This window comes from Burkholderia sp. RS01, assembly GCF_039748055.1.
Taxonomy (GTDB): domain Bacteria; phylum Actinomycetota; class Actinomycetes; order Actinomycetales; family Micrococcaceae; genus Arthrobacter.
The window spans coordinates 42,145-66,625 of sequence record NZ_JBDLAK010000025.1; the positions used below are offsets into that span (position 1 = coordinate 42,145).

General features: G+C 68.4%; 20 protein-coding genes and 2 tRNA genes. 11 read left to right on the top strand and 11 right to left on the bottom strand.

What is annotated here, in order from left to right:
• Nucleotide 1: 1 nt before the first annotated feature.
• The 9 genes from ABFP37_RS19400 to ABFP37_RS19440 all read right to left on the bottom strand — a co-directional run bounded on the left by ABFP37_RS19400 (nt 2) and on the right by ABFP37_RS19440 (nt 8,969).
• Nucleotides 2-427, bottom strand: coding sequence for a hypothetical protein (locus ABFP37_RS19400; RefSeq protein WP_347034619.1), 426 nt, complete (start codon nt 425-427; stop codon nt 2-4).
• Between the two features lie 28 nt (nt 428-455).
• The gene (locus ABFP37_RS19405) at nt 456-1,133 is read right to left on the bottom strand and encodes a bacterial proteasome activator family protein (RefSeq protein WP_347034621.1); all 678 of its coding nucleotides are present in this window, start codon (nt 1,131-1,133) and stop codon (nt 456-458) included.
• A gap of 38 nt (nt 1,134-1,171) precedes the next feature.
• A complete protein-coding gene (locus tag ABFP37_RS19410) occupies nt 1,172-1,636 on the bottom strand; it encodes a GNAT family N-acetyltransferase (protein WP_139362941.1) in 465 nt (154 codons plus the stop codon).
• Between the two features lie 2 nt (nt 1,637-1,638).
• The gene (locus ABFP37_RS19415; RefSeq protein ID WP_078029941.1) at nt 1,639-1,845 is read right to left on the bottom strand and encodes a YbdD/YjiX family protein; all 207 of its coding nucleotides are present in this window, start codon (nt 1,843-1,845) and stop codon (nt 1,639-1,641) included.
• On the bottom strand, nt 1,845-4,145 hold the full coding sequence (locus tag ABFP37_RS19420) for a carbon starvation CstA family protein (protein ID WP_078029940.1): 2,301 nt from the start codon (nt 4,143-4,145) through the stop codon (nt 1,845-1,847). Before ABFP37_RS19420 ends, ABFP37_RS19415 begins: the two co-directional genes overlap by 1 nt.
• A gap of 182 nt (nt 4,146-4,327) precedes the next feature.
• The gene (locus ABFP37_RS19425) at nt 4,328-5,842 is read right to left on the bottom strand and encodes a hypothetical protein (protein ID WP_347034624.1); all 1,515 of its coding nucleotides are present in this window, start codon (nt 5,840-5,842) and stop codon (nt 4,328-4,330) included.
• 641 nt (nt 5,843-6,483) lie between these two features.
• Complete coding sequence (locus ABFP37_RS19430) at nt 6,484-7,221, bottom strand: ABC transporter ATP-binding protein (RefSeq protein ID WP_347034625.1); 738 nt, start codon at nt 7,219-7,221, stop codon at nt 6,484-6,486.
• On the bottom strand, nt 7,218-7,832 hold the full coding sequence (locus ABFP37_RS19435; protein WP_078029938.1) for a PadR family transcriptional regulator: 615 nt from the start codon (nt 7,830-7,832) through the stop codon (nt 7,218-7,220). The genes ABFP37_RS19430 and ABFP37_RS19435 overlap by 4 nt, the downstream gene beginning before the upstream one ends.
• Nucleotides 7,833-7,985: 153 nt before the next feature.
• Nucleotides 7,986-8,969 carry an NAD(P)H-quinone oxidoreductase gene (locus ABFP37_RS19440; RefSeq protein ID WP_347034626.1) on the bottom strand — a complete coding sequence of 328 codons (984 nt, stop codon included), beginning with the start codon at nt 8,967-8,969 and terminating at the stop codon, nt 7,986-7,988.
• A gap of 113 nt (nt 8,970-9,082) precedes the next feature.
• On the opposite strand from ABFP37_RS19440, the gene ABFP37_RS19445 reads away from it, so the two are divergent.
• The 3 genes from ABFP37_RS19445 (at nt 9,083) to ABFP37_RS19455 (ending at nt 10,471) form a co-directional block, all read left to right on the top strand.
• Nucleotides 9,083-9,170: transfer RNA gene (locus ABFP37_RS19445), tRNA-Ser, on the top strand.
• A 258-nt stretch (nt 9,171-9,428) separates the two neighbouring features.
• Nucleotides 9,429-9,560, top strand: coding sequence for a hypothetical protein (locus ABFP37_RS19450; RefSeq protein ID WP_260680864.1), 132 nt, complete (start codon nt 9,429-9,431; stop codon nt 9,558-9,560).
• A gap of 104 nt (nt 9,561-9,664) precedes the next feature.
• The gene (locus ABFP37_RS19455) at nt 9,665-10,471 is read left to right on the top strand and encodes a VOC family protein (RefSeq protein ID WP_347034628.1); all 807 of its coding nucleotides are present in this window, start codon (nt 9,665-9,667) and stop codon (nt 10,469-10,471) included.
• A gap of 80 nt (nt 10,472-10,551) precedes the next feature.
• Here ABFP37_RS19455 and ABFP37_RS19460 read toward each other — a convergent pair whose 3' ends face one another.
• Nucleotides 10,552-12,693 carry an FAD/NAD(P)-binding protein gene (locus tag ABFP37_RS19460; RefSeq protein ID WP_347034629.1) on the bottom strand — a complete coding sequence of 714 codons (2,142 nt, stop codon included), beginning with the start codon at nt 12,691-12,693 and terminating at the stop codon, nt 10,552-10,554.
• On the opposite strand from ABFP37_RS19460, the gene ABFP37_RS19465 reads away from it, so the two are divergent.
• From ABFP37_RS19465 to ABFP37_RS19480, 4 genes are all read left to right on the top strand, one after another.
• A complete protein-coding gene (locus ABFP37_RS19465; protein WP_078029934.1) occupies nt 12,596-14,941 on the top strand; it encodes a prolyl oligopeptidase family protein in 2,346 nt (781 codons plus the stop codon). The genes ABFP37_RS19460 and ABFP37_RS19465 overlap by 98 nt on opposite strands.
• A 147-nt stretch (nt 14,942-15,088) precedes the next feature.
• Nucleotides 15,089-15,176 (top strand) — tRNA-Ser (locus tag ABFP37_RS19470).
• A 150-nt stretch (nt 15,177-15,326) separates the two neighbouring features.
• Entirely contained in the window at nt 15,327-16,937 is a 1,611-nt protein-coding gene (locus tag ABFP37_RS19475) for an NAD(P)/FAD-dependent oxidoreductase (RefSeq protein ID WP_347034630.1), read from the top strand.
• Entirely contained in the window at nt 16,934-18,433 is a 1,500-nt protein-coding gene (locus ABFP37_RS19480; protein WP_347034631.1) for an MFS transporter, read from the top strand. Before ABFP37_RS19475 ends, ABFP37_RS19480 begins: the two co-directional genes overlap by 4 nt.
• Here the strand turns inward: ABFP37_RS19480 and ABFP37_RS19485 are convergent.
• Nucleotides 18,378-20,582, bottom strand: a complete 2,205-nt coding sequence (locus ABFP37_RS19485; RefSeq protein ID WP_078029931.1) for a RecQ family ATP-dependent DNA helicase — start codon at nt 20,580-20,582, stop codon at nt 18,378-18,380. The two genes, ABFP37_RS19480 and ABFP37_RS19485, sit on opposite strands and share 56 nt — an antisense overlap.
• A 155-nt stretch (nt 20,583-20,737) precedes the next feature.
• Here ABFP37_RS19485 and ABFP37_RS19490 point away from each other — a divergent pair, with 155 nt between their 5' ends.
• From ABFP37_RS19490 to ABFP37_RS19505, 4 genes are all read left to right on the top strand, one after another.
• Entirely contained in the window at nt 20,738-22,156 is a 1,419-nt protein-coding gene (locus ABFP37_RS19490; RefSeq protein ID WP_347034632.1) for a phosphomannomutase/phosphoglucomutase, read from the top strand.
• 10 nt (nt 22,157-22,166) lie between these two features.
• Nucleotides 22,167-22,649, top strand: coding sequence for a hypothetical protein (locus ABFP37_RS19495; protein ID WP_078029929.1), 483 nt, complete (start codon nt 22,167-22,169; stop codon nt 22,647-22,649).
• A 44-nt stretch (nt 22,650-22,693) separates the two neighbouring features.
• Nucleotides 22,694-23,143 carry an Rrf2 family transcriptional regulator gene (locus ABFP37_RS19500; RefSeq protein WP_347034633.1) on the top strand — a complete coding sequence of 150 codons (450 nt, stop codon included), beginning with the start codon at nt 22,694-22,696 and terminating at the stop codon, nt 23,141-23,143.
• A gap of 128 nt (nt 23,144-23,271) precedes the next feature.
• Entirely contained in the window at nt 23,272-24,432 is a 1,161-nt protein-coding gene (locus ABFP37_RS19505) for a globin domain-containing protein (RefSeq protein WP_347034634.1), read from the top strand.
• Nucleotides 24,433-24,481 lie beyond the last annotated feature (49 nt).

Sequence of the window (24,481 nt, forward strand, 5' to 3'; positions counted from 1 at the left end):
GTCAGGAGGATGCGGCCAAGAGCCGCTCGGCGTCGGCCACCTGCTCGAAGACCGTTTCGGCACGGCGCCGCACGGACGCGGCACCCACCGGAACGGGACCGACGGCGAGGCGGAGCATCGCTGCCGCCTCCGCAGTGGCGGCCAGCGAATTCCCTGCCTTCGACAAAGCGCGGTGCACGCCGGAGAGCGCATGCGGAATATCAAGCCCGTCGCTTGGCGAACGCCGTTGCGCCTCGACGCAGACCCGGCGCACGCGGCCGGACAGGTCCGCCAGCTGGTTGGCCACCTCGACGAGCTCCGCGTAGAGCTGTTCGTCCTCGACGCCCTCCAACACCTGGTGGTAGCGGTCCAGTCCGCGGTGAAAGCGGTCGTGGGCGCGGCGCCACAGGCCCCTGCCGAGTTCGGCGTCGTCTTTCCGCCCTTGCATGGCGGCCGTGAAAAAGCCCAAAGAAGACCTACAGGTACTGGCCGGGGCCGTGATCGGAATCTTCCTTCCGCCCCGGTTGAGCGGTGCCGGCTCCGGGCTGCGCGGCCTTCGCACGCTGCGGCTCGCCGTTCTCGCCGATCACGACACCCGGGGCAATGACAGTCCCCGGCGGAAGCTGCCGCAGCTGCATCTGGGTCATGGCCTGCTCCCGGGCTGCGTGCTGGGCTGCAATGGCCGTTTGGATGCCGTGGAACAGGCCCTCGAGCCAGCCGACCAGCTGCGCCTGGGCTATCCGGAGTTCGGCGTCGGACGGCGTCGCGTTATCCGGGAAGGGCAGGCTTATCCGTTCCAGCTCTGCTACGAGCTCGGGCGCCAGCCCGTCCTCGAGTTCCTTGATGGAGCGCTCGTGGATCTCCGCCAGCCGGCCCCGCGCGGCGTCGTCGAGGGGCGCCGCCTTCACCTCTTCCAGCAGCTGCCGGATCATGGTGCCGATCCGCATCACTTTGGCGGGCTCGTCCACCAGGTCCTGCAGGTTGGCGCCCTTGGGCTTGGCCGGTTCAGAAGGTGCGTGCCCGTCCCCCTGAACGGCATCGCCGTCGATGGTGGTGCCTTCCACGGGGACGTCGTCGCCTGCCTGGATCCCGCTGTGCGGGGCAGTACCTGCGTCTTCGGCCGGCCGCGGCTGAGTGTCTTTCGGATCGCTCATGCGTTCATACTCTCACGGGCCCGGAATGCGGAGTCCAGTCAATGAAGCTCCTTGACCAGGATTTCGCCTTCATCGGCAACGAAACCGCATTTGCGGTAAAAGCCAGCGGCGTAGGTGTTGGCCGGAACCCATACTTCCGCAACCCCGTTCTCCTTCATCCACGCTTCCATCGCCGCCACCATGCCCCGCCCGATCCCCCGGCGGCGCCAGTCCGCATGGGTCCCCATCTCCATCAGCAGCAGTTCCGCCCACGGGCCGGAACTCCGGCGGCGCTGCACGTAGCAGTGCAGGAACCCCACCACCTGCCCGTCCGCCTCAGCCAGCCAAAAAAGCACCGACGGGTCTGACAGGAAGTCCCGGGCGCCGTCGGGCGTCAAGGCGCCCGACGGCTCCGTGGCGGGATCCTGGTCGAAGACGTTGTCTGTCCGTGCCAGGGCGTTCAAGGACGCGGCGTCCCCGGGTCCGATCCGGCGGACCGTGACTCCGGACGGCAACACGGGCATGGTCAGCAGCACCTGCCCTCAGGGTTGGCGTCCTGGCGGTCGGTCCGGTCCCGCCAGAATTCCCGTTCGGTCATGGGCGGCCCCTGGTGGCCCGAGGCGGCGTGGTGCGCCAGGTATTTCCGGTAGGCATCCGCCCCCATCACGCCGCCGAGGTACCGGGCGAACCCCCGGAACCCTTCGGCTATCCCCTTCACGGCCGTCTCACGCATCAGTGGTGCGCTGGCCTTTCCAGCCGCTGTTCGGCAGGCAGACGGTTCCACTCGGCCATGATTTCGCGTTCCGCCGCCGTGGGAACAAACCCTGCCGGCGCGAAGGTCGCCGACGGCACGGCCGGATCCTCGTGGTCACCCCGGGCAGCCCCGGCAGCCCCGTTGCGGAAGGCCTGCACGGTGGCGACCGTCGCCGTAATGATGACAATGATGCTCAGCACGACGAAGATCACCGACAGCCATCCCTGGATCATGGTGTTCCGGACCACGGCCTCCATGGCGGCCTGGGTCTTGGCGGATCCGAAGGAGGTCTTGCCGTCCGCAAGCGCCTTGGCGAAGGCCGCGTTGTTGGCGAAATAACCCACGGCCGGGACCGGGGAGAAGATCTTGTGGAAGCTGGCCGTGATGGTCACGACAGCAGCGAAGGCCAGCGGAGCCGCCACGACCCAAAGATATTTAAAGGAGCCGCGCTTGGCCGCAATGGCCATGCAGACCGAAAGGGCAATGGCGGCAAGCAGCTGGTTGGCGATTCCGAAGAGCGGGAACAGGGTGTTGATGCCGCCCAGCGGGTCGGTGACGCCCATGATCAAGACCGCGCCCCAGGCGGCCACCATGATGGCGGTGCAGAGCCAGGCACCCGCGCGCCAGGACGCCTCCTTGAACTTGGGCACAAAGTTCCCGATCGAATCCTGCAGCATAAAGCGGGCAACCCGCGTGCCGGCGTCGACTGCCGTCAGGATGAACAGGGCCTCGAACATGATGGCGAAGTGGTACCAGAACGCCATCATGGCCGTGCCGCCGACGAACTGCTGCATGATGTGGGCAAGTCCGACGGCCAGCGTGGGCGCACCGCCGGTGCGGGAGACAATGCTTTCTTCGCCTACGTTGGCCGCCGTCTGGGCCAGGAAGTCCGGCGTGATGTTCACGCCCGAGAGCCCCAGGCCGTTGACCCAGGCTGCCGCGGTTTCCACGGTGCCGCCGGTCAAAGCCGCCGGCGAATTCATGGCGAAGTACAGTCCGCGGTCAATCGAAATGGCGGCGACAAGGGCCATGATGGCCACGAATGACTCCATCAGCATGCCGCCGTAGCCGATGAGGCGCGTCTGGCGTTCCTTTTCGATCAGTTTCGGTGTGGTGCCGGAGGCGATCAGGGCGTGGAACCCGGACAGGGCGCCGCAGGCAATGGTGACGAAGAGGAACGGGAACAGGGCTCCCGAGAACACCGGACCGTTGTCCCGGCCGGCGAACTCGCTGAAGGCCGGAACGGTGATTTCGGGGCGGACCACGATGATGGCCAGCGCCAGCATGACGATGACACCGATCTTCATGAACGTGGAGAGATAGTCGCGCGGAGCGAGGAGCAGCCACACCGGAAGGATGGCGGCGATGAAGCCGTAGACGATCAGGCCCCAGGCGATGGTGACCTTGTCCAGGTGGAAGAACGCGGCGCCCCACTCGGTGCCGGCCACGGCGCCGCCGCCGATGATGGCGGCCATGAGCAGGACGAAGCCGATAAGGGAAACTTCCATGATCTTGCCGGGCCGGATGAAGCGCAGATACACGCCCATGAAGAGGGCGATCGGGATGGTCATGCCCACGGAGAAGACGCCCCACGGGCTTTCGCCGAGCGCGTTGACGACGACGAGCGCCAGGATGGCGACGATGATCACCATGATGAGCAGGGTGGCGATGAGGGCGGCGGTGCCGCCGATTACGCCGAGTTCCTCACGGGCCATCTGGCCCAGGGAGCGGCCGCCCCGGCGCATGGAGAAGAACAGGACCAGGTAGTCCTGGACGGCACCGGCCAGCACGACGCCGAGAATGATCCAGATGGTGCCGGGCAGGTAGCCCATCTGGGCTGCGATGACGGGTCCCACCAGCGGCCCGGCGCCTGCGATGGCGGCGAAGTGGTGGCCGAACAGGACGTTGCGGTCCGTGCGGACATAGTCCTTGCCGTCGGCCTTGTATTCGGCCGGGGTGGCGCGGCGGTCGTTCGGCTTGGTGATGTACCGTTCGATCACTTTCGAGTAGAAGCGGTAGCCGATCAGGTACGTACAGACGGACGCAAACACGAACCAGATCGCATTGACCGTCTCCCCCCGGATGATCGCCAGCATGAACCAGGCCACGCCGCCCAGCAGCGCTATCGCTGCCCAGATCGCGATCTTCGCGGGCGTCCAGTTGCGGTCTTCCGCCTCGAGGACGGCCTCGTCCACGGCGGTAGGCGGCAGCAAGGGATCCGGTGTTAGCTCCAGATCCTCGTCCGCCGTCCGAGCACTGCCATCCGGCATGCTGCTCATGTCTCCTCCTTGAGATCAAAAATGTGATGTGGCTCTCTCTTGCGCACCCTACCAAGGGCGCCAGGAACCGCCGGGCACATTTGCGAGGTGCCGCCGGCCGGCGCGCCGAGCGGTAGGGCAGGCGCGCTGAACGGGCCAACCGTGCAGCGCGCCCGCCACGGCGGGAGCCGAAACAGGAGGCGCTAAGCGCCCACGCCGCGCCGGGACATGGGCAGGCGGGCGCGGGTAACGAGCCACGCCAGGGCCCCTCCGCTCAGCGGCACGGCCACGAGCAGGGCCAGCAGCTGCAGCCATGGGACCACCGGGGCGGCGAGGGTACGGGTTGCCGCCGTGACCAGGACGGCAGGCACCACTCCCGCTATAAGTCCCATCAACGTCCCCAGCCCAGCCGTCATCAGCGACTGTGCTCCCGCCATGGACTTCCGGAGCCGCGGCGGCGCCCCGACTCCGGCGAGGGTCATGTGGTCGCTCCGGGCATCCGCCAGGGCCAGCCCGGCGGTGATCCCAGCGGCGCTCAGCGTGATCAGGGCACTCAGGCCGACGAGCAGCCACAGCACGGACGAACTGTCGCGGTCCGCGCCCGCCTCAACATGGAGGGCGGCGGGCTGGGTCCCATAGATTCCGGCGAGCGCGGCCGAGGCTTTGTCCAGCTCAGCTGCGGACGGGTACCCGAAGAGCTGGATCAGCAGGGCCGCCGGTTCCACATGGATGCCCAGACGGGAGGCGGCGTCGGCTGAGATGACGCCATAGTAGGGCACCGGCACCTCCGGGCTTTCCACCACCGCCGGCAGGCTGTGGTCGCTGACCACCTCGAAGTCAGCCCGATTGTTCGGTCCGGTCACAGGCCGCCGGAGGTCATAGGCCTGCAGTACTGTTTGCCCGTCCTTCACGAAGACCGGGTTGCTCACCACCATCCCGCCGCCCGCAAGCGCTTCCAGGGCATCCCTGCCCGGCTTTCTCCCCAGCAGGGCTTCGAGCTCTGCCGCGCCGCCGACGATGAGCTGAGGGATCTGGCCGCTGATTCCCAGAGGAAGCATCGATCCCTGGCAGCGCGAGTCGCCGGCGTTCAGGACCAGTCCCTGCTGCGTGGCGGGGCATTCATTGCCTGCCGGCACGGCCAGCTTGTACTCGAGGCAGTTGCCGTCATCCGGACGGGAGGAACCCGTGGCCCCGGCCCTCATATTGCAGTTCTGAGCCACCGGTGACGCCAACACCCGCGTCCACTCCACCGTCCCGAGCGCACCCTCAAGCGCGCCGGTGACCGCCGCGGGATCAATGACCCTGACAGGTGCCACCGACCCGTCCGCCAGCAGCGGTCCCGTCTCAGCGAGGGGCAGGGCCGCCTGGTTTTCCCGCGCCGACCAGGGGTGCGTCTGCCGTGCGCTCTCAAACTGGCTGGCGGCCAGGACCATCACGGCGCTGGCCAAGGTGGCGGCGGCAAGGATGGCGGCCACGGCGGGGACGGTGCGGCTGCGGTTGCGTGCCGCGTCCCTGGCGGCCATCCGTGCGGGCAACGGAAGCCACCCGCTGCGGGCTGTCAGCACCGCCACCACGCCGCCCGTGAGGAGCACCAGGGCGGCCGCAGTCAGGACGGCGCCCCCTATCAGCAGCCCGGCCACGAGCGGCGTCCGGGACGCCAGGACATCGGGGGCGTCTCCAACCATGCCCAGGCCCGTGCCCGCCGCCAGCGCAGCCACGGCAATGATCAGCAGGAGGACGCCGATTCTGGCCGGCCAGCGCTGGGCTGCCGACGACGCCCTGCCGGGACTTCAGCGCGCCCAGCACAGCCTGCCTGGCGACCTGGCCGGCAGGCACGGCAGCAGCAAGAAGGCAGGCGAGGAGTCCCATGCCCATGGCCGCGGCGATCAGCGGCGCGTCCGGATGGAACCCGGGAAACCGCACAGAACCCAGGAGCGGGACTTCGGCAGCGCCCACCGAGACCCTGAGCGTCAGCTGCGACTCCGTGAGGACGCTGTATCCGGTCGGGATGGCGTCCTTGGGGTCCCGTGGCACGAAGTCCGGGTCGCGGGCGTAGTTCCGCGACCCCGCCACTGTTTCCACGACGGGGTTCTGGACCATGTCCGCGTTGTAGGCGCCCATGGTCCGGAGCCTCGCCTGCGTGCTCCCCAGCTGGTGCTGGACACGCTCGGCGGGTGTCTCCTGCATGCTCTGCACAAGAGTTGCGGCCCCGGCCATGCCGGCGACGGGCACCATGATCAGCAGGACGATCAGGAGCGAACGGCCCCTGTGCCGGCTGATGTCCCTGCGTGCCATCCGCAGGGCGACGCGGAAGCTGTGCCGGCGCCCGCCGGGCGCCGGTTTGAGGTCGATCGCCACGTCAGAAGCCGGTCCGTGCCAGCAGTATCGCGGGATCGTGCATGGCCGCCGCCTCGTCCACGATCCGGCCGTCGCGGATGAACACCACCCGGTCCGCCCAAGCCGCGTGCCGGGCCTCGTGAGTGACGAGCATGACGGCAGCCCCGGCGTCTGCCCGTTCCCGCAGCACCTCCATCACGCCGTGGCCGCTGGTCGAATCCAGGGCCCCGGTGGGTTCGTCGGCGAGGATCAGCCTCCGGTCCCCCACGATGGCCCGCGCGATGGCCACGCGCTGCTGCTGCCCGCCGGACATCTCGTCCATGAACCGGTCGGCCAGTTCGGGGATGCCCACCTGCCGCAGGGCGTCCACGGCCTGGCGGTGGGCTTTCTTGGCCTGCACGCCGTCCAGTTCCAGCGGCAGGGCCACGTTTTCCGCCGCCGACAACGTGGGGATCAGGTTGAAGTCCTGGAAGACGTAACCCACTGCGCGCCGGCGCAGCCGCGCGAGTTCGTTGAGTCCGAGCCCCGCCAGCGGCGTGGATTCCACAAAGACACCGCCCGACGTCGGGCGGTCCAGTCCGCCGGCCAGCGACAGCAGGGATGACTTGCCGGACCCGGACGGACCCATCACAGCAACGAACTCGCCCGCGCTGACGGTGAGGTCAACGTCGCGCAGGGCTGCGACCGCCGTCGCACCCCGGCCGAAGGTCCTGCTCACCCTGGCGAGTTCCAGGACCTGCCGCGGCGCGTGGACGCTCAACGCCGCGTCTCCGCGTTGAGCGGGGCTGCCTCTTCCACAGTGACCCCGTTGGACGTTTTGCGTACGGCAGTGTGCGTGCCGGCCGTCTGCGAAAGCTGGACCATACGGGCTTCGCACAGGTCCAGCCAGCGGACTTCCGCTTCGGTCTGGAAAATCAGCGAATCCAGCACCAGCAGCCAGGCGGTGTCGCCCGGGCGCTGGCTGGCAGCTGTATCCCGCCGGGACTTCGTGTAGTCCTGCAGCGCCCGCATGGAAGCCACGCGCTGCGCCTGAATGATGGCGGCCACATCCACGCCGGGCAGCGTGACGGCGAGCGCCAGTTTGATGGCGAGCTCGTTCCGCGGCGGATTGGTCCGCTCCGCCGGCGTGGCGAACCAGCCCTGGACCTCGGCCTTGCCGGCGGCCGTAATGCTGTAGACCACGTGGCCTTCGCCGTCGCCGCCGTCGTTGCTGACGAGGCCGTCGCGCTCGAGGCGGTCCAGTGTGGTGTAGACCTGCCCGATGTTCAGCGGCCAGGTGGACCCGGTGCGGTCCTCGAATTCGGCCCTGAGCTGGTAGCCGTAGCGCGGCTGGTCCTGCAGCAGGGCGAGGAGGCTGTGGCGGATGGACATGTTGCTCCTTGGCTAGGAAGGCCGCGGTATGCACCGACCCCCAAGACCGGTGCATACCGCGTATGGTTCGAGCCTAGCGGCATTGTCCGGACATGGCAATACCGGGTATGTATGGTGAAGGACCCGCCCGCCAGAACCGGCGGCAATCGCCTGCTACATGACCAGCAGGATCTTGCCCACGTGTTCACCGGAGTCGAAGTACTCATGGGCTGCCCGGACCTGGCCCAGCGGAAACGTCTTTGCCACGAGCGGGTGGATCCGTCCTGCCGCGATCAGGGGCCAGACGGCATCGCGGACGGCGGTCATGATCACGCCCTTCTCTTCCACCGGCCTGGGCCTGAGTGCTGTGGCAACGACGGCCGCACGCTTGCGGAGGAGCTGCCCCAGGTCCAGTTCGCCCTTGGCGCCACCCTGCAGTCCGATGACGATGAGGCGGCCGTAGTCCGCAAGGGCATCGACGTTCTGTTGCAGGTACTTGGCGCCAACGACATCCAGGATCACGTCGGCGCCCTTGCCGCCGTTCTGGGCCCGGAGGCTGTCGGCGAAATTCTCCTCGGCGTAGTTGATGGCGATGTCCGCCCCGAGGAAGGCCTTGGCCGTGCTGACCTTCTCCTCGGTACCGGCCGTGGCGGCGACAGTTGCACCGATGGCCTTCGCGAACTGGATGGCCATGGTGCCGATTCCGCCGGTGGCGCCGTGGATCAGGACGGTCTCGCCGGGCTGCAGCTGTGCGGTCATGATGAGGTTCGAGTACACGGTGGCCGCAACCTCCGGGAGGGCCGCCGCGGTCACCAGGTCAACGCCGTCGGGAATCCTCACTACCTGCTCCGAGCGGACCGCTACCTGCTGCGCGTAGCCGCCGCCCGCGAGCAAGGCCACCACCTTGTCTCCGATGGAAAACGGCTTCGTGACGCCCGGACCGAATCCGGCGATGCGGCCGGAGACTTCCAGGCCCGGAATTTCCGAGGCGCCGGGAGGCGGCGGGTAGTAGCCCTTCCGCTGCTGCACGTCGGCACGGTTCAGGCCCGCGGCCACGACGTCGATCAGGACCTCGCCCTCGCCCGGCACCGGGGCGGGCACGTCCCGGACTTCCAGCTTTTCGGGCCCGCCCGGCTCCGAGATGTAGACGGCTTTCATGGAGAACTCCCGATTTCCTAGCTGATTACTGCCCAAAAATAGTGTGCACCGGCAGCAACCGCCACACTCCGGTTTTTGTTGCAGCCAACTGCCTATGAAACACTACTAGTTAGGGAAGGTTGTCCGAGCGGCCGAAGGAGCTGGTCTTGAAAACCAGTGTGCGGTAACCCCGTACCAAGAGTTCGAATCTCTTACCTTCCGCGCAGTGCAGTCAGAGCACAAAGTAGGGCCGGTTGGGCCAATCGAAAGGTTGGTCCGGCCGGCCCTTCTGCGTAAGCAAGTAGAGCTGCTGGCGATGACTCCAAAAGCAGGTAGACCGAGTACCTGCTCCGCAGAAATCGAGTACGCACCACGCATGCGCGGACGGCCGCCGAGGGCGTTCACTGGAATCAGCATTGCTCCTGCCGCCACAAGCGGAAAGGGCATCCGCGTCGCAGGGATTGGGGGAGGTTCGCCGTCATGACCAAGTCTGACAAGCAGAGCCTTAGGTACTCGGACTACTACTGGTGCATGTCCCTGAAGGACTTCATTGAGTGGGTCGAAGCGGACGACGACCAGGAACCCGCAACGTCGTATTCGGACCAGCGCTGACGTCCTGGCCATTGAAACCGTCAGACCCCGGGCATAGTGTCGAACCTGTCTCCATATCCCTTTGACCTGCGGACTTGCTCCGCGGCCCACAACAGGAGCTGACTATGCCCACCCCTGACATCACGCCCGGCGCACCCTGCTGGATTGACCTGATGACCTCCAACACGGAGACCGCCCGGCAGTTCTATGGCGAACTGTTCGGCTGGGACTTCCAGACCGGGGACCAGGAAAAATACGGCGGTTACATCACCGCCAACAAGAACGGCAAACTGGTCGCCGGAATCATGCAGAAGCAGGAAGAACAGGAGGCCATGCCGGACATGTGGTCCACCTACCTGCGCACCGACGACGCCGCCGCCACGGCTGCCGCTGTCGCGGCCAACGGCGGCCAGGTCTACATGGAACCCATGGATGTTCCCGAACAGGGACACATGGCTTTCTTCGGGGATGCTTCCGGTGCCGCTATCGGCGTCTGGCAGCCCCGCGAAATGCGCGGCTACGAGCTCGTCGCCGAGCCAGGCGCACCTGCCTGGCACGAGCTTCACACCAAGGACTACGCCGCCGCGGTGAAGTTCTATGAGGACGTCTTCGGGTGGAACACCGACGTCATGAGCGACACGCCGGAATTCCGCTACACCACCTTGGGCGCCGGGCGGGAAGCGAAGGCCGGCATCATGGACGCGTCGGGCTACCTCCCCGCCGAAGTCCCGTCCAACTGGCAGGTCTACTTCGCCGTGGAAGACGCCAACTCGTCCATCGAAAAGGCCGTTGGCATGGGTGCAACCCTCGTGGACGGACCTGACGATACGCCGTTCGGACGGCTGGCCACCCTGGCCGATCCCACCGGCGCCAGGTTCAAGATCGTCCAGGACACCGGCCAGGGCGCTGAGGCCCAGGCCACGGGCGCGTGAAGCCCGCCAGGTAGCACAACGTCGCCGGCTGGCTCCGGTACGCCGTCGCGTGGAACGACTACCGGAGATGCCCGCAGGGGCTAGCCCCGGTGTCTGCCGCCGAGGATGGCGCGGGCGATCTCGTCGGCGTCGCGCAGGGTCCGCTGGCCGCTCGCATAAACGGGCCCGGCCTGCTGGAGCGCCTCGGCGGCGATGGCGGTCCCCCACTGTGACGCCGAGAGCTGCAGGCCCAGCACGAAAAGCCGATCGGCAACTACTCCGTTGGCGGCCACGGGGCGGTAGGGATGCGGGCTGACGTCCAGTCCCGAGGCCTGCACCGGCGTGCCTTCCACGGTCATCATGGTCCGCGGGCGCACCAGGCCGTCCGCCAGCAGCTGTTCCAGGAGCGGCGACTCGTTGACGGCCACCCGGTTGGCCGGCGCGAGCGCCTCCACCATGGTCCGGGCCTGGGCTGCGTCGTCGTGGACCCACGGCGACGCGGCCGTGAAGGCGCCTTTGCTGCGGTCGAGACCGAACTTGGGGTCCGGCCCGACGAAGCTGACCACGCCGGCGCGGGCAAGGGCCGCCAGCTGCTCCGCCCGGAGGGCAGGCGGTCCGCTGGCGAGGCCCTCCACGAACGACTCAAACCAGCCGCGCAGCCCGGCGACCCACGACTCGTCGGTGATGCCGCCGTCGGCCACCACCGATTTCAGCACGGCACGTCCGTGGTGCAGCGCGCCGATGGCCATCTTGACGGGGTCGTCCTCGCCCAGCGCTGAACGGCGGGCGTCGTCGAGCAGATAGTCGACGACGGCGGCGTCCAGCTCCGCCCGGGAGCCGAAGGACCGGCCCGCCAGCGGCGCCGCGAGGCTGCGCAGGTCCAGCCTGCTGGCGGGACGGACGTGCTCCGCGATGACGGCGTTGAACGTCTCTTCCCACCTGCCCGTGCTGTGGGCGTGCGGATGCAGGGCCTCGTCCAGCTCCGCCAGGAATTTCGCCGGATCCGGCGCCGCACCGGGCTGCGAGCGCACCAGCGTGGAGTAGTAGGCCCAGAGCGCGTCCCGGTGCAGGAGGGGCCAGATGTCGTGGTCGAAGGCCGGGACGATTCCGGCCTTCGCAAACCGCTTCAGTGCACTCTCCGTGCAGTACCTCAGCGTGACCGACGCCGGATAGTAGCCGTCGAGGGTGGCCTTGGAACGGTACGGGGTTCCCCGCCGGGACGCCGCAATTATCAGGGGTTCCTGGCCCGAGGGCAGGTACTCCAGGGTGTCGCCGGCGTCCACGAACTTCCCGCCGCGGCCCTCCGTAAGCTGGCCCATGACGTCGAAGAAGTTCAGCCCCATCCCGCGGACCAGCACCGGTTCCTGCGCGGGGATGACGGACCAGTCGACGTCGGCCGGGACGGCAGGCGGAAGGTAGCGGAGGCCCAGCTGGGCGGCCGCCGCCTGCAGCTGGCGCTGCTCGGGGCTGAGGCGGGACGCCAGATGGCCGAGTGCCAGCACCACCGAATCCACGGCGAGGGCCCCGCCGCCGGCCAGGACGACGTCGAACGTTCCGTCCGGCGTCGGGCGCACGGCGGTGGCCGACGTTTCGTGGACGGTGACGGTAACGCGGTCGGGCAGTGCGGCCAGCAGCTCCTCGAACGTGGAGCGCAGGTAGCGCCCGTACAGCGCGCGGCTGGGGAAATCGCGGGACCCCAGCACCGCGAGCTCCGCGAGCTCGTCGTCCGACAGCGAAGGGAGGGGATCCTGCTGCTGGGCGGCCCGCCAGCGGTCGAACGTCGTGCCGGCAACCGGGGCGGCGAGGTCTGGGTCCTCGGGGATGAGGGTGGGGTAAAAGGACTGTGTGTTCATCAGGTACAGCCGCGACTGGCCGGGCTGCCAGACGTGCCCCGGGCCGGCCGGGTAAGGATCGATCACATCGATGTGCAGGCCGGGCGCCGCGGCGTCCGGGCCCGACGACGTGTCCTGGCCGGACCCGGACGGCGCGGCGGCCGCCCAGTTGGCGAGCAGCCGCTCCAGCACGCTGGCACCTCTGGGACCGGCGCCTATCAGTGCCGTTCGGATGCTTTGCGTAGTGACCACGGCATCCAGAGTATCGGCATGTGACTTGCTAGCTGAGCCGGGATGTTGTTTGGATGGGGCGATGACCACCACCGCAGCTGATTCCGCTCCCGCGTCCGGCCCTGTTCCCCCGGGGACCGCACCGGAGCCCACCGACGAAAACATCTGGCTTGAGGACATCTACGGTGAGCAGCAGCTGGCCTGGGTCCGTGAGCAGAATGCCCGCACCGAGGATCTGCTGGAGGACGCGGACTATGCCCGCCTCGAAGGCGAGATCCTCGAGGTGCTCGATTCAACGGACAAGATTGCCATGGTGAACAAGCGCGGCGACTGGTACTACAACTTCTGGAAGGACGCGCAGAACCCGAAGGGGCTCTGGCGCCGGACCACCTGGGAAAGCTACTGCAGCGACGCCCCAGAATGGGAGGTGCTGCTCGATGTGGACGCGCTCGCCGCCGCGGAGGGCGAGGAATGGGTCTTCCACGGAGCGAACTTCCTCCGGCCCGAGCCCGGCCAGCCCTACCGGCGGGCCCTCGTGGCGCTCTCCCCCGACGGCGGCGACGCCAACCGCCACCGCGAATTCGACGTCGAGTCCCTGAGTTTCGTGGAGGCCGCCGCGGGCGGCTTTGACCTGCCGACGGCGAAGGGCAACGCCTCGTGGCTGGATGCGGACACGCTGCTGGTCGCCAGCACCGCCGAAGACCTGCCCCGGACGGCGTCCTCCTACGCCCGTACCGGCGTGAAGCTGCGCCGGGGACAGCGGCTGGCTGACGCGCCGCGGATCTTCGAGATCCCCGAGGACCACATGATGGCGATCGTGGCGCACGACTCCACTCCCGGGTTTGAGCGGACGTTCGCGGTGGATTGGATCGACTTCTTCAACCGGAGCACATCGGTGATGCGGGACGGGTCCTGGGTGCCGGTGGATGTGCCCACCGACGTCAACCTGAGCGCGCACCGGGACTGGCTGCTCTTCCGCCCGCAGGCCGAGTGGACCGCGGACGGCACCAGCTATCCGGCCGGTTCGCTCCTGGCCGCGGACTTTGAGGGTTTCCTCGCCGGCGAGCGCCGGCTGACCGTCCTCTTCACCCCGGACGAGCACACGTCCCTGCAGTCCTGGAGCTGGACCCGGAACTTCCTGCTGCTGAACCTGCTGCGGGACGTCTCATCGGAAATCCGGGTGCTGGACCCTTCACGGCCCGGTTCCGGGGACGGTTCGGTTTCCGGGGACGGTTCGGTTTCCGGCGCGTGGGCCTCCACCGTGCTCGACGCCTGCCCGCCGCTGCACGACGTCAATGCCTTTGCCGTGGACGACGAAGATGAGGCCGGCGGGGATGCCGACGGCGGGCGGCACTCCGCCGGACCGGCCGGGGCCGGCGACGACTTCTGGCTCGTAGCCACCGGCTTCACGACGCCCAGCTCGCTGACCCGGGGCACGCTGACGCGCCAGCCTGCCGGCGGCGCCTCCGAAGATCCCGCGGGCGGAAGTCCGGCCGGGGGAAGTCCCGCCGCGGGCGTGGCGAGCAGCCATGCGGTCGTCAAGACATCGCCGTCGTTCTTCAACGAGGACGACTACGAGGTGCAGCAGCACTTCGCGGTATCCGAGGACGGCACGAAAGTGCCGTACTTCCAGGTCGCCGCACGCGGCCTGGTGCTCGACGGGCAGAACCCCACCCAGCTCTCCGGCTACGGCGGCTTCGAGGTCTCGCGGACTCCGGCCTACAGCGGCGCCATCGGACGGGCGTGGCTCGAGCGGCGCACCGGCGGGGCCGCGGGCACTGTCGATGCGGACGGACACCCGGCCCACAGCCGCGGCGGCGTCTACGTGGTGGCGAACATCCGCGGCGGCGGAGAATACGGCCCGTCGTGGCACCGGGCCGCGCTGCAGGAAAAGCGGCACCGGGCCTTCGAGGACTTCGCCGCCGTCGCCAGGCACCTGATTTCCCGGGGCGTCACCTCCCGGGAGCGCCTGGGCTGCGTGGGCGGCTCCAACGGCGGGCTGCTGGTGGGCAACATGCTGACGCGCTACCCCGAACTGTTCGGCGCCGTCTCGTGCGGCGTGCCGCTGCTTGACATGCGCCGGTATACGAAGCTCTCGGCCGGCCACTCGTGGATCGCCGAATACGGTGACCCGGATGTTCCGGAGCACTGGGATTTCATCCGGACGTTCTCGCCGTACCACCTCCTGCACGACGGCGTGGACTATCCGGAGACCTTCATCTGGACGGCCACCTCGGATGACCGCGTGGGCCCAGCGCAGGCCCGCAAGATGGCTGCGCGCATGCTGGCCATGGGCATCCCCAACGTATGGTTCCACGAAGCCCTGGAAGGCGGGCATGCCGGCGCGTCGGACAACAGGCAGGCGGCCGCGCTCCAGAGCCGCAGCCAGCACTTCCTCTGGCGTGCGCTGGCCGGCGGAAGTGCATGATCCGGCCGTCCCAAAGCAACGCGGGGTCACTTCCGGCCCATGTGGGGCCTCCGGATGGGCCAGAAGTGACCCCGCGTTGTTCCAGGCGAGCCGTTTTGCACTGAATGGCCGGTTCTGCGTATCCTTGGTTGGCTAGTAATAGCAATTGGAGACGTGCCAGAGCGGCCGAATGGGCTTCACTGCTAATGAAGTGTGGGGCACAACTCCACCGGGGGTTCAAATCCCCCCGTCTCCGCGTTTGGCCCCGGTCCTCGGACCGGGGCCTTTTGCGTTCCCGGGCGCGTCTTTCCTGGTGCTTCCGTCCGTGGCGTGTCCGTTCGGGTTCGCCCGTCCGGGTTGCGGACGGACAACGCGGACCCGGCCTGTCCGGTGGCAGGATAATCGCATGACTGGCAACGAGGCATACGACGCGATCATCGTGGGCGGCGGGCACAACGGACTGGCGGCCGCCGCCTACCTTGCCAAGGCCGGCCTGCGGGTGCTGGTGCTGGAGAGGCTCGGACACGCCGGCGGCGCCGCCGTTTGCGCCGAGGCGTTCGACGGCGTCGACGCCCGCCTGTCCCGCTACTCCTATTTGGTCAGCCTTCTGCCGCGGCAGATCATCGACGACCTCGGCCTGAACATCCGGCTTGCCCGCCGTCGTTATTCCTCCTACACGCCTGACCCGTCCTACCCGGGCCGTGGCCTCCTCATCGACAACGGCGACGCCGCGGGCACCGCCGCATCGTTCACAGCCATCGGCGCGCCCGTCGGCGAGGCGGAGGCGTTCGACACGTTCTACGGCAACTGCCGCAAACTTACCGAGGCCCTGTGGCCCACCATGCTGTCCCCGCTGCCGACGAGGTCCGAAGCAAGGCGGTTGGCGGAGGCCGCCGGGGCAACAGTCGCGTGGGAGGCGGTGACGGAGCGGCCCATCGGCGAATCCATCGCTGAGGCGCTGCAGCACGGCCTGGTGCGCGGTGTGGTGCTGACCGACGCCCTGATCGGGACGTTCGCGCGGGCCGGCAGCGAAGACCTGCAGCAGAACATCTGCTTCCTTTACCACCTGATCGGCGGCGGCACCGGCGACTGGGATGTTCCGATCGGCGGCATGGGTTCGGTGTCCGGCGAACTGGAACGGGCCGCCCGGGAAGCAGGAGCCACGGTACTCACCGGCGCGGAAGTGACAGGCATCGACCCCTCGGGAACCGTCACCTACAGGTGCGCGGGCGAGGATCGGGTGGCCGGGGCCAGCTGGGTCCTCGCCAATGTTGCCCCCGCGGTGCTGGCGAGGCTGCGGACGGGCGGGGCGGCCTCCGGCCAGGAGGACCTGCGTCCCAACCACTCGCGCGAGGGGGCGCAGGTCAAGGTGAACTTGCTGCTCAAGAGGCTCCCGCAGCTGCTGGACCAGACGGTCAGCCCGGAAGCGGCCTTCGGCGGCACCTTCCACATCAACGAGACCTGGGACCAGCTTGACCTGGCCTACCGGACCGCGGAGACCGGGGCCATTCCGCGGCCCCTGCCGTGCGAGATCTACTGCCACTCGCTGACGGACCCCACGATCCTGTCGCCGGAGTTGCAGGCTGCCGGGGCACACACCCTGACCGTGTTCGGACTCCACGTCCCCGACCGCCTGATTACGGAAGCGAACAACGAGGGACGCCGCGCCGAGTTGCAGGCGGCCGTGCTCAGCTCCCTCAATTCCGTGCTCGCAGAGCCCATCGAGGACCTGCTCATGACCGCTCCGGACGGGAGCCCCTGCATCGAAACCAAGACCACGCTGGACATCCAGCGGGCGGTCGGCATGCCGCGCGGCAACATCTTCCACGGAGGCCTGGACTGGCCGTTCGTGGACGACGGGGCGCCGCTGGACACCCCGGCCCGCCGCTGGGGCGTGGCCACCGGCGATGACCGCATCCTGCTGTGCGGCTCCGGAGCCCGCCGGGGCGGGGCCGTCAGCGCGATCGGCGGCCACAACGCCGCCATGGCCATTCTGGAACTGGCGAGGGGCTCATGAGCCGGGAACCGTCTTCCCCGCGGTCGGAACCGACAGCGGTGCAGCCGTGGAATCCGCGGCTTGCCCTGCTCGTGGCCGCCACGTTTTTCATGGAATTCCTGGACGGGACCGTGCTGACCACGGCGATCCCCAGCATCGCCGGTGACTTCGGCGTGCCGGCCGCAGGCGTGAACATCACCATGACCGCCTACCTGATGACGGTGGCCATGGGCATCCCGCTCAGCGGCTGGCTGGCCGAACGGCTAGGCGCGCGCCGCGTGTTCTGCCTGGCCACTGCCGTCTTCACTGTTGCTTCCCTGCTCTGCGCGGCGAGCCAGGACCTGACCATGCTGACCCTGAGCCGCGTGCTGCAAGGCCTCGGCGGGGCAATGATGGTCCCCGTGGGCACGCTCGTGGTGCTTCGCGGGACGCCCAAGGCGGAGCTGCTGCGGGCCACCGCCTACCTCGTGTGGCCCGGGCTACTGGCGCCGGTGCTGGCGCCGCTCGTGGGCGGTGTGCTGACCACCTACCTGTCCTGGCACTGGATCTTCCTGATCAACCTCCCGCTCGGCATCGCCGCGTTCCTGGCCGCGCTGCGCCTTGTTCCGCCCGTGGCTGGCGACCGGCACCGCCGGCTGGACTGGGCCGGGCTCGCCCTCACAACCATCGGCGTGGGTGCGCTGGTGGTGGGCCTGGAACTGGCCAGCAGCCACCCGGACGGTCCCTGGACCTGGCCCAGCATCGCGGCGGGGGTCCTGGCCCTGGCCGCGGCCGCCGCCTGGATGCGGCGGGCAGCGCACCCGCTGTTCGACCTGACGGTATTTGGCACGCGGACCTTCCGGGCAACGAACACCGGCGGTTTCATCTACCGGCTGACCATCAGCGCCGTGCCCTTCCTCCTTCCCCTGATGTTCCAGGAAGGCTTCGGGTGGAGCCCGCTGCACGCGGGCATCATGGTGGCGGCGGTGTTCCTCGGGAACATCGGCATCAAGCCGGCCACCACGCCGCTGATCAGGCGCTTCGGCTTCAGGCCGGTGCTGGTCTGCGCCTCACTGGCCTCGGCGGCGACCTTTGTCCTGTGCGCGCTGCTGACTCGGGGAACCCCGGAACCCCTGATCTTTGCGCTCCTCGTGTGCAGCGGCGTCTTCCGCTCCATCGGATTCTCGGCCTACGCATCCGTCCAGTACGCCGATATCCATCCCGGCCAGCTCACATCGGCGAACGCCGTTTCGGCCACGATGGTCCAGCTTGCCACCGGAGCCGGGATCGCCATCGGCGCGCTGCTGGTCCGCGTTTTCGGCTCAGGACCCGTGCTTGCCAGTGGGCTGGGAAGCGTCCTCGGGGCCGCAACGGACGACGGCGGGGTGGCCGCCTACCGGGGCGCGTTCCTGTCCATCGCCCTGCTGATGCTGCTCAGCACCGCAGACAGCCTCATGCTGCACCGGAATGCCGGAGCGGAGGTCAGCCGGCCTGGGCCAGTGCCAGCGGCAGAACCGCCCCGGCGCCGGCCTGCCTGAGGGCACGGCCGGCCACGGTGACAGTCCAGCGGCTGTCCACCAGGTCATCGATGAGCATCACGCTCTGGCCGCCGAAACCGGCAAGGGCCGAACCGAGTTCCTGGCCTACCGAGAGGCGGTCCCAGACGCCGGCCAGGCGGTAGGCGCTGTTGCCGCCGCGGCCGCCCGTGGGGCCGCCGTGCTCCAGCTGCAGCTGCCCGAGGTAGGGGATGCGGCCGATCTCCGAGATGCCCCTGGCCAGCGAGTCCACGAGGGCGGGCCTGCCGCGCGACGGCATGCTCACAATGGCCGCCGGACGCCCCGCCCCGCTCCAGCCCGGAACCCTGGAGTCGCCGGCACCCCATTCGCGCAGCACCTGGACGCAGGCCTGCAGCATGCCGGGATCCACGGTGCGGTCCGGGGCTCCCGCGGCAAAGAGCTCCCGCAGCGCCCCGCCCCAGCCCAGGTCCGTGAGCCTGGCAAGGACGCGGCCGTCGGCGAGGTTCTCTTCGGGTTTGATTTTCCCCTTCACCGGCACTCCAAGCCGGTCCATTCCGCTGGGCCACTGAAGCCGCGGTTCCAGGACGATGCCCGCCCGGCTCAGTGTCTGGCCGGCTGCCTCGGTGGCCGCTGATGCGATGTCCGCGGGGAACCACCGGCCGGCGCAGTTGTCACATCGGCCGCACGCGGAGGCGGTCTCGTCATCCAGCACCGAGGTGATGTATTCCATCCGGCACCCTGCGGTGTCCTGGTAGATGACCATGGAGTCCTGCTCGTCCACGCGCGCTTCCGAAATGCGGCGGTACCGTTCGGCGTCGTAGGTCCAGGGCGTACCCGTGGACCGCCAGCCGCCGCCGACGCGTTCCACGGCGCCGTCCACGGACAGCACCTTTAACAGCAGTTCCAGCGGCGTCCGGCGAAGGTCGACCCGGGCTTCGAGCGCCACGGTGGACACTGCCGATCCGGCCTCCGCCAGGGCGGTCAGCACGGCGGTGGCCTTCTCCTCCGACGGCATGGACGCGGTGGCGAAGTACTGCCAGATCTCGCGGTCCTCGGAGCCGGGAAGCAGCAGGACGTCGGCGTTCGCGGCGCCACGCCCGGCACGGCCCACCTGCTGGTAGTAGGCCACCGGTGAGGAGGGGGCGCCGAGGTGCACCACGAAGCCGAGGTCCGGCTTGTCGAAGCCCATCCCCAGGGCGGAGGTGGCGACGAGCGCCTTCACCTGGTTGTCCTTGAGGAGCTGCTCAGCCCGTTCGCGGTCCGCGGGGTCGGTGCGGCCCGTGTAGGCGAGCACCTCATGGCCTGCCTCGGCGAGCAGCCGGGCCGTGTCCTCGGCCGCTGACACGGTCAGCGTGTAGATGATCCCGCTGCCCGGCAGGTCCGCCAGGTGGGTCAGCAGCCAGGCGAGCCGCTCACGCGAATCCGGCAGCGTGAGCACACCGAGGCGCAGGGACTCCCGGCCCAGGGCGCCGCGGATGGTCAGCACGCCGTCGCCGAGTTGCTCCTCGATGTCGTGGACCACGCGTGAGTTGGCCGTGGCCGTCGTGGCCAGCACCGGAACCGCGTCCGGCAGCTGCGTGATGAGGTCCGCGATGCGGCGGTAGTCCGGCCGGAAGTCGTGGCCCCAGTCGGAAATGCAGTGTGCCTCGTCAATGACCAGCAGCCCGGTGCGGCGGATGAGCTCCGGCAGCTGGTTTTCGCGGAAGCCGGGATTGGTGAGCCGTTCGGGTGAAACGAGGAGTACGTCCACCTGGTCCGCGGCCAGCTGTTCGCGCACGGTGTCCCACTCGAGCTGGTTGGCGGAGTTGATGGCGACGGCCCGGACACCGGCGCGGGCGGCGGCCGCCACCTGGTCGCGCATCAGCGCCAGCAGCGGTGACACGATGAGTGTGGGGCCCGCTCCGCGCCGCCTGAGCAGCAGCGAGGCCACGAAGTAGACCGCCGACTTCCCCCAGCCCGTCCGCTGCACCACCAAGGCACGGCGGCCGGCGTCGACCAGGGCCTCAATAGCCTCGAACTGGCCGTCGTGGAAGTCGGCTTCCGGGTGGCCTACCAGCTCCCGCAGCACCTCCAGGGCCTGGGCCCGGGTCGCCGAGACTGCCCCCTGTTCCGTGCGGGGCGGAAGGCTGGAAGCGGACGGAAGAACTGCAGCGTGCTGGTTATTGGCCATTGATTCAGTATCCCAGCCGCCTCTGACACTCCCAAGCCGCGGATCCGCCTATGTGGACAAGCCCCGGTCCGGAACGGATACGGACCGCAACCCGCCGCCGCTTCCATTTCCCCGGTTTCGCGGGCCACACCCCGCTTCCCCGTAAGATAAATCCCGTGACTAGCGACCAGACCCGTACTTTTGACCTTTCGGCTTCGTTCAAGGCGTATGACGTCCGCGGCATCGTGGGCGACTCCATCACCGCTGAAATCGTCGAAGCGGTCGGGGCCGCCTTCGTCGACGTGCTGGGTCTGGAAGGCCAGACCGTCCTGGTCGGCGGCGACATGCGGCCCTCCTCCCCCGAGTTCAGCAAGGCCTTTGCCAACGGCGCGGCGACGCGCGGAGCCGACGTCCAGCTGCTGGACCTGATCTCCACGGACGAGCTGTACTACGCGTGCGGCGCCCTGAACGCCGCCGGGGCCACGTTCACGGCAAGCCACAACCCCGCAGAATACAACGGCATCAAGATGGCCAAGGCCGGAGCCGTTCCCATCTCCTCGGAAACGGGGCTCAAGGAAATCCAGGCCCTCGCCGAGCAGTACCTGAACACGGGCAGCATCCCCGTCGCCGAAACCCGCGGGCAGATCGGCGTGCAGGACGTCCTGAAGGGCTACGCCGAATACTTGCGCCAGCTCGTGGACCTCTCGGGTTCCCGCCCCCTGAAGGTGGTGGTGGACGCCGGCAACGGCATGGCCGGACTCACCACGCCCGCGGTGCTCGGCGACACCCTGCTGCCGAAGCTCCCCTTTGACATCATTCCCCTGTACTTCGAGCTGGACGGTTCCTTCCCGAACCACCCGGCCAACCCCCTGGAGCCGGAGAACCTGCGCGACCTCCAGGCCGCCGTCGTCGAACACGGTGCAGACATCGGGCTCGCCTTCGACGGCGACGCCGACCGCTGCTTCGTCATCGATGAAAACGGTGACGCCGTGTCGCCGTCGGCCATCACCGGCATGGTGGCCCGCCGCGAGATCGCACGGGCCAAGGCCCAGGGCGAAGAGACGCCCACCATCATCCACAACCTGCTGACGTCCCGGGCCGTGCCCGAACTCGTCGCGCAGGACGGCGGCCGCGCCGTCCGCACCCGCGTGGGCCACTCCTTCATCAAGGCCGTCATGGCCAAGGAAGGCGCCGTCTTCGGCGGCGAGCACTCTGCCCACTTCTACTTCCGGGACTTCTGGAACGCGGACACCGGAATGCTCGCGGCCATGCACGTGCTGGCCGCCCTGGGCGAACAGGACGGCCCGCTCTCGGAGCTCGGCCGCGAGTACGAGCCCTACATCTCCTCCGGCGAAATCAACTCCGAGATCGAGGACAAGGCCGGCGCCGTGGAGCGGGTCCGCGCCGATTTTGCGAACGACGACGTTGACGTCGACCACCTGGACGGCAGCACCTTCACGGCCACGGACGGAAGCTACTGGTTCAACCTGCGCCCCTCCAACACGGAGCCGTTCCTGCGCCTGAATGCTGAAGCCACGGACCAGGCCACCATGGAACGCGTGCGCGACCGCGTGCTGTCCCTGGTCCGCCGGTAGGACCGCGCAGATGGCAGAGTCCCCTTCCTCGCCGGCCGAGTCGTCGTGGCGCACGTCCGTGCCGGAATCCACCGCCACGGACCTGGAAAATCTCCTGGGCACCGGCATGGGCGCCGCCCAGGAGCAGCTTGAGCGCAACGGCGGCTTCCTGCCCTTCGCGCTGGTGGTGGAGAACGACGGCGAGGTCCGGCTTGTCGCCGTCTCGCCGGCTGATGCGGCCTCGGGGTCGGATGACGAGTTCGACGCCGATGAGATGATCAGCGACCTCACCGAACTGCTGCGCCAGAACCGGGAAGACTTCCGGGCGGCGGCGATAGTCTGCGACATCACTTTGGTCGAGGAAGGCTCGGACGCCATTCACGTGGCCACCGAGCACCGCGACGGAGCCGTGTTCGCTGCAGTCCTTCCCTACGCGGCGAACACGGCCACCCGTGAATGGGACTTCGGCGAACTGGCCGCGGACACCAACGAACCAGCCATCTGGGTGGACTAGACCGGATGGTCCCGTCCTTTGGCGCGGGTCATTAAGCTGGTGACATGAAAATCAACGCCTTCGCGGACGTCAGCCTGCGCGCCCTCATGGTGCTGGCTGCCGCGCCGGACGGTGATCTGCTCACCACGCAGAGCGTGGCGGACGCCGTCGGCACACCCTACAACCACGTCAGCAAGGCCATGGCCAAGCTGCGCCTGCTGGGCCTGATCGACGTCGAGCGCGGACGCAACGGCGGGTCAAGGCTCAACGCGGCCGGCCGGGTCATTACCGTCGGCAAGGTCCTGCGGCAGCTCGACACCCGGACGGACGCCGCGGAGTGCGTCTCCCCGAGCGGCGATTGCCCGCTGATCAAGGAGTGCCGGCTTCGGGGTGCGCTTGCCCGGGCCCGGGAAGCCTTCTACCGCGAACTGGATGAGGTGGTGGTGGCCGAGCTGCCCGGTTCCGGCCAGATGGCGCCCGTATTCCAGGCGATCCGCCTGCGCCCCGGACTCTAACCCGCTTCCGCCTGGTTTGGTATTTATTTCTACAAGGTGTAGAACTTGGGTATGGATATTGGCATTTTAAATGCAAGTATCCGACCGCGGTCCGGACGAAGCCCCGGGCCACTACCTCAGGAGTCAGCATGCTCTCGGACAAATCCTTCCCCGTCATCGAGGCCACCCTGCCGCTGGTCGGTTCCCGGATCGGGGAGATCACGCCCAAGTTCTACGCCCGCCTCTTCGCCGCCCACCCCGAACTGCTGGACGGGCTTTTCAGCCGCTCCAACCAGCGCAACGGCAACCAGCAGCAGGCCCTGGCCGGAAGCATCGCCGCTTTCGCCACCCACCTGGTGAACAACCCCGGCACACTGCCGGAGACCGTACTGGCCCGCATCGCCCACCGCCATGCCTCCCTTGGCATCACCGAACCTCAGTACCAGGTGGTCTATGAGCACCTCTTCGCCGCCATCGCGGAAGACCTTGCCGAGGTCATCACCCCGGAAATCGCCGAAGCCTGGACCGAGGTCTACTGGCTCATGGCAGACGCCCTGATCAAGCTAGAGAAGGGCCTCTACGCAGCACAGGCCAACGGCAAAATGTGGACCCCCTGGACAGTCGCCGCCAAGACCCCGGCCGGCACCGGCTCCATGACCTTCACCCTGGAACCGGCCGACGACACCCCCGTCACCGCGGCCCTCCCCGGCCAGTACGTCAGCGTCAAGATCACCCTTCCGGACGGACTCCGCCAGGTCCGCCAGTACTCCCTCTCCGGCGACACCGGCACCAGCCGCAGCTTCACCACCAAGCTCGACGACGGCGGCGAGGTCTCCCCCGTCCTGCACAACAAAATAGCCGTGGGCGATGTCATCGAAATCTCCAACCCCTACGGCGAAATCACGCTCCGGGAAGGCGACGGCCCCGTGGTCCTGGCCTCGGCCGGCATCGGCTGCACGCCCACGGCGTCCATCCTGCGCTCCCTGGCCGAGTCCGGCTCGGACCGCCAGGTCCTGGTGCTGCACGCCGAAAGCACGCTGGACAGCTGGGCCCTGCGCGGCCAGATGACGGACGACGTCGACCGCCTCGAAGGTGCCGACCTCCAGCTCTGGCTCGAGGAGCCGCAGGCCGGTTCCAAGTCCGGCTTCATGTCCCTGCGCGAAGTGGACCTGCCCGCCAATGCGTCGCTGTACCTCTGCGGGCCGCTGCCGTTCATGAAGCACATCCGCAACGAGGCCATCAATGCGGGCATCCCCGCCACCAAGATCCACTACGAGGTCTTCGGCCCGGACATCTGGCTCGCTTCATAACCGCAGCAGCGCGAACGGACACTTGGGCACCGGGGCTTAAGTGTCCGTT

Bases quoted from the DNA above. Each gene is read 5' to 3' on its own strand.
- ABFP37_RS19400 (WP_347034619.1), bottom strand. From the start codon at position 427: ATGCAAGGGCGGAAAGACGACGCCGAACTCGGCAGGGGCCTGTGGCGC.
- ABFP37_RS19405 (WP_347034621.1), bottom strand. From the start codon at position 1,133: ATGAGCGATCCGAAAGACACTCAGCCGCGGCCGGCCGAAGACGCAGGT.
- ABFP37_RS19410 (WP_139362941.1), bottom strand. From the start codon at position 1,636: ATGCCCGTGTTGCCGTCCGGAGTCACGGTCCGCCGGATCGGACCCGGG.
- ABFP37_RS19415 (WP_078029941.1), bottom strand. From the start codon at position 1,845: ATGCGTGAGACGGCCGTGAAGGGGATAGCCGAAGGGTTCCGGGGGTTC.
- ABFP37_RS19420 (WP_078029940.1), bottom strand. From the start codon at position 4,145: ATGAGCAGCATGCCGGATGGCAGTGCTCGGACGGCGGACGAGGATCTG.
- ABFP37_RS19435 (WP_078029938.1), bottom strand. From the start codon at position 7,832: ATGTCCATCCGCCACAGCCTCCTCGCCCTGCTGCAGGACCAGCCGCGC.
- ABFP37_RS19440 (WP_347034626.1), bottom strand. From the start codon at position 8,969: ATGAAAGCCGTCTACATCTCGGAGCCGGGCGGGCCCGAAAAGCTGGAA.
- ABFP37_RS19450 (WP_260680864.1), top strand. From the start codon at position 9,429: ATGACCAAGTCTGACAAGCAGAGCCTTAGGTACTCGGACTACTACTGG.
- ABFP37_RS19455 (WP_347034628.1), top strand. From the start codon at position 9,665: ATGCCCACCCCTGACATCACGCCCGGCGCACCCTGCTGGATTGACCTG.
- ABFP37_RS19465 (WP_078029934.1), top strand. From the start codon at position 12,596: ATGACCACCACCGCAGCTGATTCCGCTCCCGCGTCCGGCCCTGTTCCC.
- ABFP37_RS19460 (WP_347034629.1), bottom strand. From the start codon at position 12,693: ATGTCCTCAAGCCAGATGTTTTCGTCGGTGGGCTCCGGTGCGGTCCCC.
- ABFP37_RS19475 (WP_347034630.1), top strand. From the start codon at position 15,327: ATGACTGGCAACGAGGCATACGACGCGATCATCGTGGGCGGCGGGCAC.
- ABFP37_RS19480 (WP_347034631.1), top strand. From the start codon at position 16,934: ATGAGCCGGGAACCGTCTTCCCCGCGGTCGGAACCGACAGCGGTGCAG.
- ABFP37_RS19485 (WP_078029931.1), bottom strand. From the start codon at position 20,582: ATGGCCAATAACCAGCACGCTGCAGTTCTTCCGTCCGCTTCCAGCCTT.
- ABFP37_RS19495 (WP_078029929.1), top strand. From the start codon at position 22,167: ATGGCAGAGTCCCCTTCCTCGCCGGCCGAGTCGTCGTGGCGCACGTCC.
- ABFP37_RS19500 (WP_347034633.1), top strand. From the start codon at position 22,694: ATGAAAATCAACGCCTTCGCGGACGTCAGCCTGCGCGCCCTCATGGTG.
- ABFP37_RS19505 (WP_347034634.1), top strand. From the start codon at position 23,272: ATGCTCTCGGACAAATCCTTCCCCGTCATCGAGGCCACCCTGCCGCTG.